We start from the raw sequence: 16,033 nt of genomic DNA on the forward strand, positions 1-16,033 counted from the left end.
GTCGGGTCGGGGCGAGCGACGACGGGGCGCGAACCGTTAGGGTCCCCCGCATGGACACCCCCGACCAGCGCCCGCCCTCGGGCGCGCAGTGGACCATTTCCGCCGCCGGCCACGAGGCCGTCATCGTGGAGGTGGGCGGTGGGGTCCGGACATACCGGCACGACGGGACCGACCACCTCGACGGGTACGGCGTCGACGAGCTCTGCCCCGGCTGTGCGGGACAGGTGCTGGCCCCCTGGCCGAACCGGATCCGCGACGGGCGCTACACCTTCGGCGAGCGGTCGTTGCAGCTCACGCTCAGCGAGCCGGAGCGGGGCGTGGCCATCCACGGGCTGGTCAGCTGGGTGCCGTGGCAGCTGGTGGAGCAGTCGCCCGAGGCGGTGACGGTCGGCTACGAGCTGCCCCCGCAGCCGGGCTACCCGTGGCCGCTGCGGCTGCGTACCCGGTGGAGCGTCGGTCCGGACGGGTTGCGCGCCGAGCACGAGGCGACGAACCTCGGCGGCGAGCCGGCGCCGTTCGGTTTCGCGGTGCACCCGTACCTGCGGGTGCCCGGGGTGGCGGTGGACGACCTGGCGATGCGGCTGCCGGCCCGGACGCGGTTGCAGGTGGACGGGCGGCTGCTGCCGATCGGCGGCACTCCGGTCGCCGGCACCGAGTACGACTGGACCAGCCCCCGCCGGATCGGCGGTGCCCGGCTCGACCTCTGCTTCGGCGACGTGATCCGCGACGACGACGGCGGTTCGGTGGTGAGCCTGGCCGCCCCCGACGGCGCCTCGGGCGTGCGGATCTGGGCGGACCGGGAGTTCGGCTGGTGGCAGGTGTTCACCGGCGACGCCCTGCCCGGCGAGCGGCGTCGCCGTTCCGTGGCGCTGGAGCCGATGACCTGCCCGCCGGACGCGTTCCGCTCGGGCCGGGACGTGATCACCCTGAAGCCGGGCGCGACCTGGCGGGGTGTCTGGGGCGTACGGCCCGGGGCCTGAGCGGGGGAGCGCATGGAGTTCAGCGAGGTGGTCCGGCGGCGCCGGATGGTGCGCAACTACGACCCGGACCGGCCCGTCCCGCCCGACGTGGTGCAGCGGCTGCTCGACCACGCGGTCCGTGCGCCGTCGGCCGGCTTCGCCCAGGGCTGGGGCTTCCTGGTGCTGGAGGCGCCGGAGGACCGGGAGCGGTTCTGGGCGGCGACCACCCCGGGCGGCGGCGGCCGGGAGCGGTGGCTGGCGGGGATGCGCCGCGCCCCGCTGATCGTCGTCCCGCACGCGAACCGGTCGGCCTACCTGGAGCGGTACGCGGAACCGGACAAGGGCTGGGCGGACCGCTCGACGGAGCGCTGGCCGGTGCCCTACTGGTACGTGGACACCGGCTTCGCCGCCCTGCTGATGCTGCTGACGGCCGTCGACGAGGGGCTGGGGGCGTGCTTCTTCGGCATCCCCGCGCAGCGCCTCGACGCGTACCGGGAGGCGTTCGGGGTGCCGGGCGAGTACGAGCCCGTCGGGGCCGTCACGGTGGGTTATCGTGCGCCCGACCATCGGTCACCGTCGCTGCGCCGGGGACGCCGCCCGGTGGACGAGGTGGTCCGCCGGGGAAGGTGGAGTTGACGGTGCCGAATCCCCGGTCGGGTCTTTCGTCCGGTGGCGGACCGGACGGTGGGTAGTGAAACTGACATCAGGGAGCAGAACGCGGTGTGCTGCAGCCCGCTACGCTGGCACGGTCATCGGTGCCGCGGGTCGCGGTGCCGCGCCGCGACCCGACCCGGTGTCGTGGGTCGGCCCGGCCAGGGGGAGGGGAGCGTGCCGTCGTGATCTTCAGAGCGGTCCGGGACGGGCGTCCCTACCCGGAGCACAACCTGACGCTCAAGCAGTGGGCGGAGATTCCGCCGAGGCCGCTGCGCCTGGATCAGTTGATCACCACCAAGCGCGAGCTCGCGTTGGACAAGCTCCTCGCGGAGGACTCCACTTTCTACGGCGACCTCTTCCCGCACGTCGTGCAGTGGAACGGCGGGCTCTACCTGGAGGACGGGCTGCACCGGGCCCTGCGGGCGGCGCTGCAACAGCGCAACCAGATCCACGCCCGGGTGCTGGCCCTCTCCGGCCCGATCGAGTGAGCCGGCCGTCCGACCCGCTCTGACCTGCGAATTCGCGGGTTTGGCGCGGCGGTCGCGCCCGGTGGCGTGCTTCGGCGAGCGGCTGTCGCACCGGAGCCGTACCGTCATCCTCAGACGACGTGTCTGACAAGGACGGTGAGGGCCATGGCCCGCGACGGCGACATCAACGAACCCACCAGGGAGTTCCCCGGTTACCCGACCGGCGAGGCGCTCAAGGAGCGGTCGGCTGTCACAACGGAGCCGGCGGAGCCGGATGCGCCACCGCCGGCGGGTGGGCCCGCGCGCGGCCTGCTCTGGGTGCTCGGCGCGGCGGCGCTGGCGGTGGTGGTGCTGCTCGGTGTGCAGGCGACCGGCCTGCTGCCGGAGTTCCGCAACCCGTTCACCAAGGAGCAGACCGACCGCAGCCAACCGCCGCTGCTCAAGTCGATCCAGGATCTCAGCCGCTACGTCGCGGCCGAGGGCAACTTCCAGGTGGTCGTCGATCTCCAGAACGACCGGCGCAACGTGCCCGACTGGCTGCTCAACCAGCGCACCCTCTTCGTGGGGGCGGGCAGCGTGGAGGCCTACGTCGACTTCGCCAAGATCTCCGAGGGCGCGGTGGTCGAGTCGGCCGACGGCAAGTCGGTGGAGATCAGGCTGCCGGCGCCGCAGCTGGCCAAGACCAACCTGGACCTGGAGAAGAGCTACGTCTTCGCCGAGGAGCGCGGGCTGCTCAACCGGGTCGGCGACCTGGTGAAGGGCGATCCCAACCGCCAGCAGCAGGTCTACCAGCTCGCCGAGGAGCGGATCACCACGGCCGCCCGCGACAGCGGCCTGACCCAGCGGGCCGAGGAGAACACCCGCAAGATGCTGGAGGGGCTGCTCCGTTCCCTCGGCTACGAGAAGGTCACGGTCACCTACACCGCCCCGTGACGGCGGATCCCATCGACGCGACGGCGCCCGCCCCGGTCGACGGGGCGGGCGCCTCGGGTGGTCACTCCGCGTCCGGCGGGGTGCGACGGGCTCAGTAGCGGGCGGCGGCGTGACGGTCCTCGTTCGGCATCAGGATCCAGAGCACCAGGTAGACGACCACCTGGGTGCCGGGCAGCAGCAGCGACAGCAGGAACAGCAGCCGGATGAAGCCGGCTGACCTGCCGAAACGCTGGGCGAGGCCGGCGCAGACGCCGGCGAGCATGCGCCCCTGACGGGGGCGGACCAGTTTGCGACTCATCGTCGTACTCCCACTCTGCGGCATTCGCCGCCTCTGTCCTCAACGGTAGGAAGGGGTGGCCACCGTGCCCTCAGTCGTGAGGAGGATCGGCGGCCTCCGTACCCGTAGGTGGTTACCCGGGATCCCGGGTCGCGACGCCCGGCGACCCGGTCGGGTCGCGGGTGGGGGTCGTCATCGACGGGCAGGCGCTGAGCTGGGCGGGTAGGCTCGCCGGTCGGGCACCCACACCCCTCGGGTGCCGGACGGCCGCCCCGACCGGGCCGGCCACGACCGTGCCGCAGACCCACGAGGTACGACGGCGAGGAAGTGCAGCCATGATCAGCGTTTTCGACCTCTTCAGCGTCGGCATCGGGCCGTCCAGCTCGCACACGGTGGGGCCGATGCGGGCCGCCCGGACCTTCGTCGCCGGCCTCAAGGCCGACGGGGTGCTGACCGGCACGGCACGGGTGCAGGCGGAACTCTTCGGCTCGCTCGGGGCCACCGGGCACGGCCACGGCAGCGACCGGGCCGTGCTGCTCGGGCTGGCCGGTGAGGCCCCGGAGACGGTCGACACCGACACGGTCGACGGGCGTATCGCCCGGATCCGGGCGGAGCGCCGGCTGAGCCTGCTCGACGCGCACGAGATCGACTTCGATCCGGACCGCGACCTGGTGCTGCACCGGCGCCGTTCGCTGCCGTACCACCCCAACGGGATGACCTTCGTCGCGTACGACGACGCGGGCGCCCAGCTGCGGGTGCGGACGTACTACTCGGTCGGCGGCGGGTTCGTGGTCGACGAGGCGGCGGCCGGGGCGGACCGGATCAAGCCCGACACCACCCGGGTACGGCACCCGTTCCTCACCGGTGCGCAACTGCTCGATGTGACCGCGTCGACGGGGCTGTCGATCAGTGAGGTGATGCTCGCCAACGAGCTCTCCTGGCGCAGCGAGGGCGAGGTACGCGCCGGCCTGCTGGAGATCTGGCGGGTGATGCGCGAGTGCGTCGAGCGGGGCTGTTCGCGTACCGGGGTGCTGCCCGGCGGGCTGAAGGTCCGCCGCCGCGCCGCCGAGCTGCGCCGCAGCCTGGAGACGGAGTCCGATCCCGCCGACCCGCTGCGGGCGATGGACTGGGTGACGCTGTTCGCCCTCGCCGTCAACGAGGAGAACGCGGCCGGCGGCCGGGTCGTCACGGCGCCGACCAACGGGGCGGCCGGGATCATCCCGGCGGTGCTGCACTACTACACGCGGTTCGTGCCCGGTGCCTGCGAGGAGGGGGTGGTGCGTTTCCTGCTGGCGGCGGGCGCGATCGGCGTGCTGTTCAAGGAGAACGCCTCGATCTCCGGCGCCGAGGTGGGCTGCCAGGGCGAGGTGGGTTCAGCCTGCTCGATGGCCGCCGCCGGCCTGGCCGAGGCGCTGGGCGGCAGCCCCGAGCAGGTGGAGAACGCCGCCGAGATCGGCATGGAACACAACCTCGGGCTGACCTGCGACCCGGTCGGTGGTCTGGTGCAGATCCCCTGCATCGAGCGGAACGCGGTGGCTAGCATCAAGGCGATCACGGCTGCCCGGCTGGCGCTGCGCGGCGACGGGGTGCACCACGTCTCGCTGGACAAGGTCATCAAGACCATGCGCGAGACCGGCGCGGACATGAAGGTGAAATACAAGGAGACGGCGCGCGGCGGACTGGCCGTCAACGTGATCGAGTGCTGAGGGGGCGTTCGTTCACCGGCTGCTAGCCTGTCGTCCGTCCGGTCAGGCGGGAGGCGGCGGTGACCTCTGGCGTCGCGGCGTTGTGGGCGCACCGCACCTCGCTGCGCATCCTCGTCCGGCGCGACCTCGCCGTGAAGTACCAGCAGTCCGTGCTCGGGTACCTCTGGTCGCTGATCGAGCCCCTGGGCATGGGGGCGATCTACTGGTTCGTCTTCGGGATCCTCTACTCCCGCGACACCAACCGCCACCTCGGTGACGCGGCCGACTCGTACCCGCTGTTCCTGCTCACGGGGATCTTCGCCTGGATGTGGACCAGCTCGGCGCTGAGCGAGGCGACGAACGCGCTCACGGGGCAGGCCCGGCTGATCACGACGATGAACGTGCCCCGGCAGGTCTTCCCGATCGGCCGGGTCACGGGCCGCTTCGCCGAGTACGCCGCCGGCCTGCCGATCCTGTTCGCCGCCGCCGTCGGGTACGCCGCGTCCGGGCGGGTCGAGCTGGGCTGGTCGCTGCTGGCCCTGCCGCTCGCGGTGACGGTGCAGGCCGTCCTGCTGATCGGGCTGGCGCTGCTGCTCTCGGCGGTCAACGTGCTGATGCGCGACGTCGAGCGCTTCATGCGGTTGATCATCCGGGTGCTCTTCTACGCCACCCCGATCATCTACCCGCTGAGCCTCGTACGGGATTCCGACCTGCCGGGCTGGCTGAAGGCCGCGTACGAGCTGAACCCGCTGGTGGGCGTCTTCCAGCTGCACCACGCGGTCTGGTACCCCGACGAGTTCCCGGACGCCCGCCTGCTCGCCACCACCGTCGTCGTCAGCCTGCTGGTGCTGGCCGCCGGCTGGTGGTCGTTTCGCCGGCTCGAACCCGCCGTGCTCAAGGAACTGTAGGGATGGCCGAGGCGATCATCGAGGCGGAGGGGCTCGGCATCCGGTTCGTCCGCAACCGGCGGCGGCAGTTGCGGCTGCGGGAGCTGTTCATCCACCGGGGCCGGCGCGGCGCGGACGACGGCCGGTTCTGGCCGCTGCGGGACGTGTCGTTCTCGGTCCGGCCCGGGGAGACCGTCGGCGTGGTCGGCCGCAACGGCACCGGCAAGAGCACCCTGCTGCGGCTGATCGCCGGTGTGCTCATCCCCGACGAGGGCCGGATCCGGGTGCGCGGGGACGTCGCGCCGCTGCTGGAGCTCTCCGCGGGGTTCTCCAACGACCTGACCGGGCGGGAGAACCTCTACCTGGTGGGTGGTCTGCACGGGCTGCCGGCGTCCTACCTACGGCGGCACTTCGACGACATCGTGTCGTTCGCCGGTGAGCAGGTGGAACGGGCCGTCGACACCTCGGTGCGGCACTACTCGTCCGGCATGAAGGTCCGGCTCGGCTTCGCGATCATCTCGCACCTGCCGCACCCGATCCTGCTCATGGACGAGGTGACCGCGGTCGGGGACGAGGAGTTCCGCGGGAAGTGTTATGCGACGATCGACCGTCTGCTCGGGGAGGGGCGCACTCTGGTGCTGGTGTCACACAACGAAAAGGATCTGACCCGGTTCTGTCGTCGGGGGCTCTACCTCGACGGGGGCCGGCTGGGCGTCGACGGCACGATCGCCGAGGCGCTGCACGCGTACCACGCCGCGGTTCCGCGGTGACGCTCGCGATCGTGCTCGCCGCCGACGCCCCGGCCGCGAGCCTGCCGACCCGCTCGGGCGAATCCCTCGCCGACCGGCTGGCCGACCAGCTGCGGCACGCCGGGGCGACCGAGGTGCGCCATGCCGCCGACCTGGCCGAGCTGGCCGCCCTCGTCGACTCGGCCGCGCAGCCGGTGCTCGTCACCGGCGCCGACCTGGTCGCGCACACCGCCGTCCTGCGGCATCTGGCCACCAGCCCGGTCGGGCCGACGGTCGCGCTGGTGCTCACCGACCCGCCCGGCGAGGGCCGCACGGCCGTGCGGGAGGAGCGCGGCCAGGTGGTCGGGGCCGGCTCGCCGGAGGTGCTGGGCGGCGAGGCCACCGGGGTCTTCGGCGGCGCGCTGCGGGTCGGCGTCGACGACCTGCCGTCGCTCGCCGCCGCCGCGCGCGCGGCCGCCGCGGTGGTGCCCGCCGGCGCGCCGTCGGCCGCCGCGCCGCCACCGGCCGGGCCCGCCGTGGACCGGCTCTTCGCCGGCCTCGCCGGGCTCGGCGTGCTGACCTTCGCCCAGCGGGTACGCCTGCTCGTCGCGCACCGGGTGGGCGACCCGGCGGGGCTGGCCGCCGCGGAGGCGGCCGTGGCCGCCGTCGACGAGGACCGAGCGGAGCTGAAGCTCTCGGTGAAGGAGCGCGACGACTTCTTCACCACCTTCTTCGTCAGCACCTGGTCGCCGTACGTGACCAAGGCGTCGGCGAAGCTCGGGCTCGGCCCCACCGCCGTCACCATGATCTCGGTGGCCTTCGCGGTGGCCGCCGCCGTGCTCTTCGGCACGGGCGGGCGGGTGGCGTTGGTCGCCGGGGCCGTGCTGCTCTATCTCGGCTTCGTGCTCGACTGCGTGGACGGCCAGCTCGCCCGCTACACCCGGCACTTCAGCGCCTGGGGCGGCTGGCTGGACACGATGGCCGACCGGGCGAAGGAGTACGTCGTCTACGCGGGCCTCGGCTACGGCGCCACGCAGGCCGGTTTCCGGTACGGCTGGGCGCTGGCGATCGCCGCGATCACCCTGCAGACCGTCCGGCACATGACCGACACCTGGTACGGCGTGCTGCACGACGAGGCGGCCCGTCGGCCGAAGGCGGTCGGTACGGGTGGCGGCGGCATCGGCGACAAGCTGAACGCGGCCTCGAACCGGGTGCAGGCCGACACGGGCTCGGTGTCGTACTGGCTGAAGCGGACGGTGGTCTTCCCGATCGGGGAGCGGTGGGCGCTGATCGCGATCACCGTGGCGCTGTTCGGCCCGCTGGTCAGCCTGTACGCGGTGCTGGCCTGGGGGGTGCTGGCCTTCGCGTACACCGGTGGGCTGCGTACGCTGCGGGCCCGCTGGATGCGGGTACCGGTGCTGGCCACGGTCGACGCCACCCTGCACCGCGACGACGGGCCGCTGGCCCGGCTCCTGCCGGTGCTGCGGCCGGTGGGTCCGCTGACGCTGGCGGTCGGTGCGGCGCTGGGTCCGGCGGTGCTGCTGGTGGCGGCGCTGGTCAGCCGCGACGGCGCGGGAGCCCCGGGCCTGCGGTGGGCCGTGCCGGTCGCGCTGCTGGTGCTGCTGGCCGCCGGTCTCGGCGCGGGCGCGACGCACGACGGCCCGCTGGACTGGCTGGTGCCGGCCGCGCTGCGGGCGGGCGAGTTCCTGTTCGCCATCGCGGTCGGGGTGGTCGGCGACGTGCCGCCGTGGCTGATCTTCGGGTACGTCTTCGTGCTCACCCTGCACCACTACGACCTGACGGCGCGGCTGGAGAAGCGGCAGTCCGCTCCGCCGCTGCACGATGCCACGCTGGGCTGGGAGGGCCGGTCGGTGCTGCTGGCCCTGGCGACGATTGCCGGTTTTGCGGGTATCGGGATGGCTACACTGGGTTCGTACCTTCTCGTGGTTTTCGTGGGGAGTGTCGTCCTCGCCTGGGTCGTCCTGCCCGCCCGCGCCGCGCGGGCGTCGGTGGGCCTGGTCGGGGCGGGAGGTCGCTCGCCGGGCTGACGACAGGGGCCGGCCGATGACTCTGATCAGTTTCGTCGTGCCGGCCTACCGGGTGCAGGGCTACCTGCGCGAATGCCTGGACTCCATCCTCGACCAGCCGGTCACCGGCATCGAGGTGATCGGGGTCGACGACTGCTCACCGGACGACAGCGGCGAGATCCTGGCCGAGTACGCGGCCCGTGACCCGCGGGTGCACGCCGTCCGGCTGACGGAGAACGTCGGGCTCGGTCCGGCCCGCAACGTCGGGCTGGACCGGGCCGCCGGCGAGTACGTCTGGTTCGTCGACGGCGACGACTGGCTCGCCCCGGGGTGCCTGCCCGAGGTCGTCGCGCGTCTGCGGGAGACCCGGCCGGACGTGCTCCTGGTGGACCACGTCCGGATGCACTGGAACGACACCGCCAGCCGCAGCGCCATGGCGGAGGTGTTCCCGGAGCCGCCCGAGGGGACCTTCCGGCTGCGGGAGCGGCCCGAGACGCTACGGCTGCTGCACACCGCCTGGAACCGGCTGGTCCGCCGACGGTTCCTGCTCGACACGGGTCTGCGCTTCGCCCCCGGCTGGTACGAGGACGTCTCGTTCAGCTACCCCGTGCTGATGGCCGCCGAGCGGATCGGCGTGCTCGACCGGGTCTGCGTCAACTACCGGCAGCGCCGCACCGGGGCGATCACGAGGACCAGGGGCGAGCGGCACTTCGAGGTGTTCGACCAGTGGCACCGGGTGTTCCGGCTGATGGACGCCGAGGGCCCGGCCGTCGACGACCTGCGCCCCGCGCTGTTCGAGCGGATGATCTGGCACTACCTGACCGTGCTCGGCAACGGGGCGCGGATCGCGCCCGAGCTGCGCCCGGCCTTCTTCGCCCAGATCACCGCCGACCACGCGCGCTGGCTGCCGCCGGGCGGCTACCCGGCGCCGCCGGGTGCCGAGGGGCTCAAGCACCGGCTGGTGGCCGCCGGCCGCTGGCGTACGTTCAGCGCGCTGCGGACCGCCTACCGGGCGCGCGACGTCGCCCGGCGTACCGCGCGGAGCGCGAAGCGGCGCGTCGCGCCCCCGGCCCGGCGCGCGGCGACGCTGGCCCGGGACACACTGCTGCGCGAGTATTACCGGGCCGAACTGCGCCGGCCGGTCGACCCGACGTTGGCCGTCTACGCGGCCTACTGGTACCGCGGGTACGCCGACAACCCGGCCGCGATCTTCGAGGCGGCCCGGCGGCTGGCGCCGCAGGTGCGCGGGGTGTGGATCGTCCGGCGGGACCGGGCGCACACCGTGCCCGAGGGCGTCGCGTACGTCGTCGCCGGGACACCCGCGTACTACCGGGCGCTGGCCCGGGCGCGCTGGCTGGTCAACAACGTGAACTTCCCGGACTTCGTCCGCAAGCGGCCGGGCACGGTGCACGTGCAGACCCACCACGGCACGCCCGTGAAGGTGATGGGGCTCGACCAGCAGCGGTACCCGATCGGTGCGGTCGGGATGGACTTCGCCGGGCTGCTGCGCCGGGTGGACCGGTGGGACTACAGCGTCAGCGCGAACAGCTTCTCCACCCAGATGTGGGAGCGCGCGTACCCGGCCGCGTACACCACCCTGGAGGTCGGCTACCCGCGCAACGACCGGCTGGTCACCGCCACCCGCGAGGAGATACTTCGGCTGCGCGCCGGGTTCGGCCTCGGGCCGGGTGAGCAGGTCGTCCTGTACGCCCCGACGCACCGGGAGCACCTGCCCGGCTACCGGCCGCCGTTCGACCCGGAGCGGCTGCTCGACGTGCTCGGTCCGGCCGGCCGGCTGCTGATGCGCAGCCACTACTTCCACGACCGGGACCACCGCGCCCGCCGCCCGACCGACCGCGACCGCGTACGCGACGTGAGCGACCACCCGTGCGTGGAGGACCTCTACCTCGTGGCGGACGTGCTGGTGACGGACTACTCCTCGGCGATGTTCGACTACGCCGTGCTCGACCGGCCGATCGTCGTCTACGCCCCCGACTGGGAGGCCTACCGGCTGGCCCGGGGCGTCTACTTCGACGTGACCGCGCAGCCGCCCGGCGCGGTGACCACCACCTTCGCCGACCTGCTCGAGGTGTTCCGCGACGGCGAGTTCGACTCGGCGGCGGCGCGCAAGGCCCGGCAGCGGTTCCGGGCCCGGTTCTGCGCGCTCGACGACGGCCACGCGGCCGAGCGGGTGGTCCGGCGCGTCTTCCTCGGCGAGCGGGCCGAAGTCGAGCGGTGCGCGTCGTCCCGCCGGGTGGCGTCATAGGGCCGCAACAAGCTGAACATCGCACGTTTACCCGATGTGCGAACCGGATGATCCTCGTCACAGTCATTCGGGGTGCGCCCGACGAGCTGGGGGGAGGGCACGGTGACCACCGTCGCGCTCAAGGATGTCACAAAGGTGTTCAGGGACGGCACCCTCGCCGTGGACAACGTCAACCTCGACGTCAACGACGGCGAGTTCATGGTGCTGCTCGGCCCGTCGGGCTGCGGCAAGTCCACGGTGCTCAGGATGGTCGCCGGGCTGGAGGAGCCGACGTCGGGCGCGGTGATGCTCGACGGCGAACTGGCCAACGACCTGCCGCCGCGCGACCGGAAGATCGCCATGGTCTTCCAGGACTTCGCGCTCTATCCGCACATGACCGTCGGCGACAACATCGCCTTCCCACTGCGCCTCGCCGGGCTGGAGCCCGAGCCGCGTGGCGAGCGGGTGACCGACGTGGCCAGTGCGCTCGGCATCGGCGACGTGCTCGGCCGCAAGCCCAGCCAGCTCTCCGGCGGGCAGCGCCAACGCGTCGCGATGGGCCGGGCGATCGTGCGCCGCCCCGGCGTGTTCCTGATGGACGAGCCGCTGTCCAACCTCGACAGCGGCCTGCGCGCCGAGCTGCGGGCCGAGATCTCCGGGCTGACCCGGGAGCTGGGCGTCACCACCATCTACGTCACCCACGACCAGGCCGAGGCGCTGACCATGGCCGACCGGGTCGCCATCATGCGCAAGGGCGTCCTCCAGGACGTCGGCACCCCCACCCAGGTGTACGGCCGCCCGGCCACCCTCTACGTGGCCGCGTTCCTCGGCAGCCCGCGGATGAACCTGCTGGAGGCCTCGGTCTACGTCCACCTCGACCGCTACGTCACCCTCACCCTCGGCGAGCAGGCGCTCTACCTGCCGTGGGACGACATCCGCAGCCGGGCGGTCGCGCACTACCACGGGGAGCGGATCGTGGTCGGGATGCGGGCCGAGGCGCTCACCCCGGTCGCGCCGGACGCCCAGGGCGCCGTGCTGCACGGCCGGATCCGCTACCTGGAGCACCACGGGCACGAGTCGCTCGCCTTCCTCGACGTCGGGGCCACGGCGATCGTGGTGGACGAGATGGGCGCCCGGGTCGAGGCGTCCACCGGCCAGCGCGGGAGCCGGCGCCGCTTCGGGCAGGTCGTGCAGCGGCTGACCGGGCGCGCCGCCGAGCACGAGGCCGCCCCGGTCGCCACCGGCCGCACCAGCGTGCTCAACGACCCGGGTCGGCACCACCGGCGCCCCGCCGAGCTCGCGGTCCGGCTCGCGCCGTACCCGGGGGTCTCCGCCGGTCACCCCCTGGCCGTCTCCGTACGGATGGACGCGTTGCACTTCTTCGACGAGCGCGGCGACCGCATCGACGTGGGCTGGCGCTGACCGGGGACCCTTGGCGGAGAAGTTACCGGCTAGTAATGTCGGGGCATGACCATCGACTCGCGTCAGGTGGCGGCCGGCATCCTGGAAGCCGTGCCGTTCGCCCGTACGCTCGGCATCGAATTCGTCGAGGTGGCCCCCGAGGCCGACGGCGGCGTACGGGTGACCGTCCGGCTGCCCGACTCGCCGGCCCACCACAACCACATCGGGGGCCCGCACGCCGGGGCCATGTTCACCCTCGCCGAGACCGCCTCCGGCGCGGTGGCGCTGGCGGCGTTCGGGGAGCTGCTCGACCGGGCCGTGCCGCTGGTGACGCGGGCCGAGATCGCGTACCGCAAGCGGGCCATGGGCCCGGTGCTGGCCACCGCGCGCCTCTGCCGACCGGTCGCCGAGGTGGTCGCGGAGCTGGAGTCCGGCCAGCGGCCGGAGTTCCCGGTGCAGGTGGACATCGTCACCGAGGAGGGCAGACCGACCGGTGAGATGACCGTCGTCTGGACGCTGCGTCCGAACTGAGCCGGGCGGCAAGCAGGCCGAAAGCGGTTTGCGGGCCCGGAGGCCTGGATAGATTTCTTACCGTGTTGGGCCTGCCTGCTCACGTGACCGCCTGTCTCTTCGACCTGGACGGTGTGCTGACGCAGACCGCCCGGGTGCACAACGCCGCCTGGACCGAGACGTTCGACGGCTTCCTGCGCCGCCACGCCGCCGCCACCGGCGAGGAGTTCCGCCCCTTCGACCCGGGGCTGGACTACAACCGCTACGTCGACGGCCGGCCGCGCGCCGACGGGGTGCGGACCTTCCTCGCCTCCCGGGGCATCGTGCTGCCCGAGGGGTCGCCCGACGACCCGCCGGACGCCGACACCGTCAACGGCGTCGGCAACAGCAAGAACGTGCTGCTGCTGGAGCGGCTGCGTACGGACGGGGTGGACGTCTATCCCGGATCCGTCGCCTACCTGGAGGCGGCGACCGCCGCCGGCCTGCGCCGGGCGGTCGTCACGGCCAGCGCGAACGGCCGCGAGGTGGTGGCCGCCGCCGGGCTGGAACCCCTGCTGGAGGCCCGGGTGGACGGGCTCGTCGCCCGCGCCGAGGGGCTGCGCGGCAAGCCGGCCCCGGACACCTTCCTGGCCGGCGCGAAACTGCTCGGCGTCGACCCGCGCGACGCCGTCGTCTTCGAGGACGCCCTCGCCGGGGTCGCCGCCGGGCGGGCCGGCGGATTCGGGTACGTGGTGGGCGTCGACCGGGTCGGCCAGGCCGCCGAGCTGTCGGCGCACGGCGCCGACGTCGTGGTCACCGACCTCGCCGACCTGCTCGACACCGGCCGGCCCGCATGATCCGGGAACGCGCCTATCCGGTCGAACCGTGGCACGTCCGGGAGACGCGGCTGGACATGGACGTCCTGGCCCAGTCGGAGTCGGTCTTCGCCCTCTCCAACGGGCACGTCGGGCTGCGCGGCAACCTCGACGAGGGGGAGCCGCACGGCCTGCCCGGCACGTACCTCAACTCCTTCTACGAGCTGCGCCCGTTGCCGTACGCGGAGGCCGGCTTCGGGTTCCCCGAGTCCGGTCAGACGATCGTCAACGTGACGAACGGCAAGCTGATCCGGCTGCTGGTCGACGACGAGCCGCTCGACGTGCGCTATGGCGAACTCCTCGCCCACGAACGGGTCCTCGACCTGCGCGCCGGCACCCTGCACCGGGAGCTGCACTGGCGCTCCCCGGCCGGCCGCGAGGTCAAGGTCCGCACCACCCGGCTGGTCTCGTTCACCCAGCGCGCCGTCGCAGTGATCAACTACGAGGTAGAGGCGGTCGACGGGCCGCTGCGGCTCATCCTCCAGTCGGAACTCGTGGCGAACGAGGCGCTGCCCGCCCAGAGCCGGGACCCGCGGGTCGCGGCCGTGCTGGAGTCGCCGTTGCTGGCCGAGGAGGAGTTGACCACGGCCGACGGCGGCCTGCTGATCCACCGGACCAAGATCTCTGGGCTGCGGGTGGCCGCCGCGATGGAACACGAGGTGTACGCCCCGGCGCGCAAGACCATCCAGTCCGAGGGGTACGAGGACTGGGTGCGTACCTCGATCGGATGCGTGCTCCAGCCCGGCGAGAAGCTGCGCGTGGTCAAGTACCTCGCCTACGGCTGGTCGAGCCGCCGGTCGCTGCCGGCGATGCGCGACCAGGTCGAGGCCGCCCTGACCGGGGCGCGGCTCGACGGCTGGGAGGGGCTCTGCCGGGAGCAGCGGGAGTACCTCGACGAGTTCTGGGACAACGCCGACGTGGTGGTGGAGGGGGACCCGGAGATCCAGCAGGCCGTCCGGTTCGGCATGTTCCACGTCCTGCAGGCCGGCTCCCGGGCGGAGCGGCGGCCAATCGCCGCGAAGGGCCTGACCGGCCCCGGGTACGACGGGCACGCGTTCTGGGACACGGAGATGTTCGTCCTGCCGGTGCTCACGTACACCCACCCGGCCGCCGTGCGGGACGCGCTGCACTGGCGGCACGCCACCCTGGCCGCCGCGCACGAGCGCGCCCGGACGCTCAACCTGGAGGGCGCCGCGTTCCCCTGGCGCACGATCGAGGGGGCGGAGTCCTCGGGTTACTGGCCGGCGGGCACCGCCGCCTTCCACGTCGCGGCCGGCGTCGCCGACGCGCTGCGGCGCTACGTGCAGGTCACCGAGGACACCGCGCTCGAACGCGAGATCGGGCTGGAGCTGCTGGTGGAGACCGCCCGGCTGTGGCGGTCGCTGGGCCACCACGACCGGCACGGCCAGTTCCACATCGACGGGGTCACCGGCCCCGACGAGTACACGGCGGTGAAGAACGACAACATCTACACCAACCTGATGGCGCAGCGGAACCTGATCATCGCCGCCGACACGGTGCTGCGCTACCGGGACGAGGCGCTCCACCTGGGCGTCACCGACGAGGAGGCGGCGGCCTGGCGGGACGCGGCGGCCTCCATGCACATCCCGTACGACGAGGAGATCGACGTCCACGAGCAGGTCGAGGGCTTCACCCGGCTCCAGGAGTGGGACTTCGCGCGTACGCCGCCGGAGAAGTATCCGCTGCTGCTGCACTACCCGTACTTCGACCTGTACCGCAAGCAGGTCGTCAAGCAGGCGGACCTGGTCCTGGCCATGCACTGGCGGGGTGACGCGTTCACGCCGGAGCAGAAGCTGCGCAACTTCCTCTACTACGAGCGGCGTACGGTGCGCGACTCCTCGCTGTCGGCGTGTACCCAGGCGGTGCTGGCGGCCGAGGTGGGCCACCCGGAGTTGGCGCACATCTACCTGCGCGAGGCCGCGCTCATGGACCTGCACGACCTGAACGAGAACACCCGCGACGGCGTGCACATGGCCTCGCTCGCCGGCGCCTGGATCGCCCTGGTGGCCGGGTTCGGAGGGCTGCGCGACCACGACGGCAACCTCTCCTTCACGCCCCGGCTGTCGAGTCGGCTCGAACGGTTGGAGTTCTCGCTCCAGTGGCGCGGGATGCGGCTGCGGGTCGACGTCCGGCAGCACCAGACGACGTACGCGCTGCGCCACGGCGACCCGGGCGACGTGCTGGAGCTGCGGCACCACGGCGAGACGGTCCGGGTGGTGTGCGGGGAGCCGGTGACGATGCCGATCCCCCCGGTGGAGCCCTCGGGGCCGGCCCCGGAGCAGGCCCCCGGCCGGGCCCCCCTGCTGCGCCTGCCCGAGAACGAGCCGTGACCGGCCGCCGGCCCGTGCGTCACGGCGGGCCGGCGACCCTGGTCAGCGCGGCCGA

14 protein-coding genes are annotated in these 16,033 nt (G+C 73.0%); 13 read left to right on the top strand and 1 reads right to left on the bottom strand.

Going from position 1 to position 16,033, the window contains the following annotated elements:
• The first annotated feature begins 50 nt into the window (after window positions 1-50).
• The 4 genes from ACGFIR_RS03655 (at window position 51) to ACGFIR_RS03670 (ending at window position 3,013) form a co-directional block, all read left to right on the top strand.
• Window positions 51-980, top strand: coding sequence for an aldose 1-epimerase family protein (locus ACGFIR_RS03655; RefSeq protein ID WP_393143007.1), 930 nt, complete (start codon window positions 51-53; stop codon window positions 978-980).
• Window positions 981-992: 12 nt separating this feature from the next.
• Window positions 993-1,595 carry a nitroreductase family protein gene (locus ACGFIR_RS03660; RefSeq protein WP_393000687.1) on the top strand — a complete coding sequence of 201 codons (603 nt, stop codon included), beginning with the start codon at window positions 993-995 and terminating at the stop codon, window positions 1,593-1,595.
• Window positions 1,596-1,795: 200 nt separating this feature from the next.
• The gene (locus ACGFIR_RS03665) at window positions 1,796-2,101 is read left to right on the top strand and encodes a type II toxin-antitoxin system VapB family antitoxin (RefSeq protein WP_393000685.1); all 306 of its coding nucleotides are present in this window, start codon (window positions 1,796-1,798) and stop codon (window positions 2,099-2,101) included.
• 144 nt (window positions 2,102-2,245) lie between these two features.
• Window positions 2,246-3,013, top strand: coding sequence for a DUF4230 domain-containing protein (locus ACGFIR_RS03670; RefSeq protein ID WP_393000683.1), 768 nt, complete (start codon window positions 2,246-2,248; stop codon window positions 3,011-3,013).
• Window positions 3,014-3,104: 91 nt separating this feature from the next.
• Here ACGFIR_RS03670 and ACGFIR_RS03675 read toward each other — a convergent pair whose 3' ends face one another.
• Window positions 3,105-3,311 carry a PspC domain-containing protein gene (locus tag ACGFIR_RS03675; protein WP_393000681.1) on the bottom strand — a complete coding sequence of 69 codons (207 nt, stop codon included), beginning with the start codon at window positions 3,309-3,311 and terminating at the stop codon, window positions 3,105-3,107.
• Window positions 3,312-3,625: 314 nt separating this feature from the next.
• Between ACGFIR_RS03675 and ACGFIR_RS03680 the strand changes: the two genes are divergently transcribed.
• From ACGFIR_RS03680 to ACGFIR_RS03720, 9 genes are all read left to right on the top strand, one after another.
• Window positions 3,626-4,996, top strand: coding sequence for an L-serine ammonia-lyase (locus ACGFIR_RS03680; RefSeq protein WP_393143009.1), 1,371 nt, complete (start codon window positions 3,626-3,628; stop codon window positions 4,994-4,996).
• Window positions 4,997-5,055: 59 nt separating this feature from the next.
• Complete coding sequence (locus ACGFIR_RS03685) at window positions 5,056-5,883, top strand: ABC transporter permease (protein ID WP_393000677.1); 828 nt, start codon at window positions 5,056-5,058, stop codon at window positions 5,881-5,883.
• A 2-nt stretch (window positions 5,884-5,885) separates the two neighbouring features.
• Window positions 5,886-6,632 (top strand): ABC transporter ATP-binding protein, encoded by a 747-nt coding sequence (locus ACGFIR_RS03690; RefSeq protein ID WP_393143011.1) that lies wholly within the window; start codon window positions 5,886-5,888, stop codon window positions 6,630-6,632.
• Window positions 6,629-8,638, top strand: a complete 2,010-nt coding sequence (locus ACGFIR_RS03695) for a DUF5941 domain-containing protein (RefSeq protein WP_393143013.1) — start codon at window positions 6,629-6,631, stop codon at window positions 8,636-8,638. Before ACGFIR_RS03690 ends, ACGFIR_RS03695 begins: the two co-directional genes overlap by 4 nt.
• Before the next feature lie 16 nt (window positions 8,639-8,654).
• Window positions 8,655-10,883 carry a CDP-glycerol glycerophosphotransferase family protein gene (locus ACGFIR_RS03700; RefSeq protein WP_393143015.1) on the top strand — a complete coding sequence of 743 codons (2,229 nt, stop codon included), beginning with the start codon at window positions 8,655-8,657 and terminating at the stop codon, window positions 10,881-10,883.
• Window positions 10,884-10,985: 102 nt separating this feature from the next.
• Window positions 10,986-12,284, top strand: coding sequence for an ABC transporter ATP-binding protein (locus tag ACGFIR_RS03705; protein WP_393143017.1), 1,299 nt, complete (start codon window positions 10,986-10,988; stop codon window positions 12,282-12,284).
• Between the two features lie 45 nt (window positions 12,285-12,329).
• Window positions 12,330-12,794 (top strand): DUF4442 domain-containing protein, encoded by a 465-nt coding sequence (locus ACGFIR_RS03710; protein WP_393143018.1) that lies wholly within the window; start codon window positions 12,330-12,332, stop codon window positions 12,792-12,794.
• Between the two features lie 62 nt (window positions 12,795-12,856).
• Window positions 12,857-13,609, top strand: coding sequence for a beta-phosphoglucomutase family hydrolase (locus ACGFIR_RS03715; protein ID WP_393143020.1), 753 nt, complete (start codon window positions 12,857-12,859; stop codon window positions 13,607-13,609).
• Window positions 13,606-15,978, top strand: coding sequence for a glycoside hydrolase family 65 protein (locus tag ACGFIR_RS03720; protein WP_393000663.1), 2,373 nt, complete (start codon window positions 13,606-13,608; stop codon window positions 15,976-15,978). The genes ACGFIR_RS03715 and ACGFIR_RS03720 overlap by 4 nt, the downstream gene beginning before the upstream one ends.
• Window positions 15,979-16,033: the final 55 nt, after the last annotated feature.

This window comes from Micromonospora sp. NPDC049051 (assembly GCF_043197575.1).
Lineage (GTDB): Bacteria > Actinomycetota > Actinomycetes > Mycobacteriales > Micromonosporaceae > Micromonospora.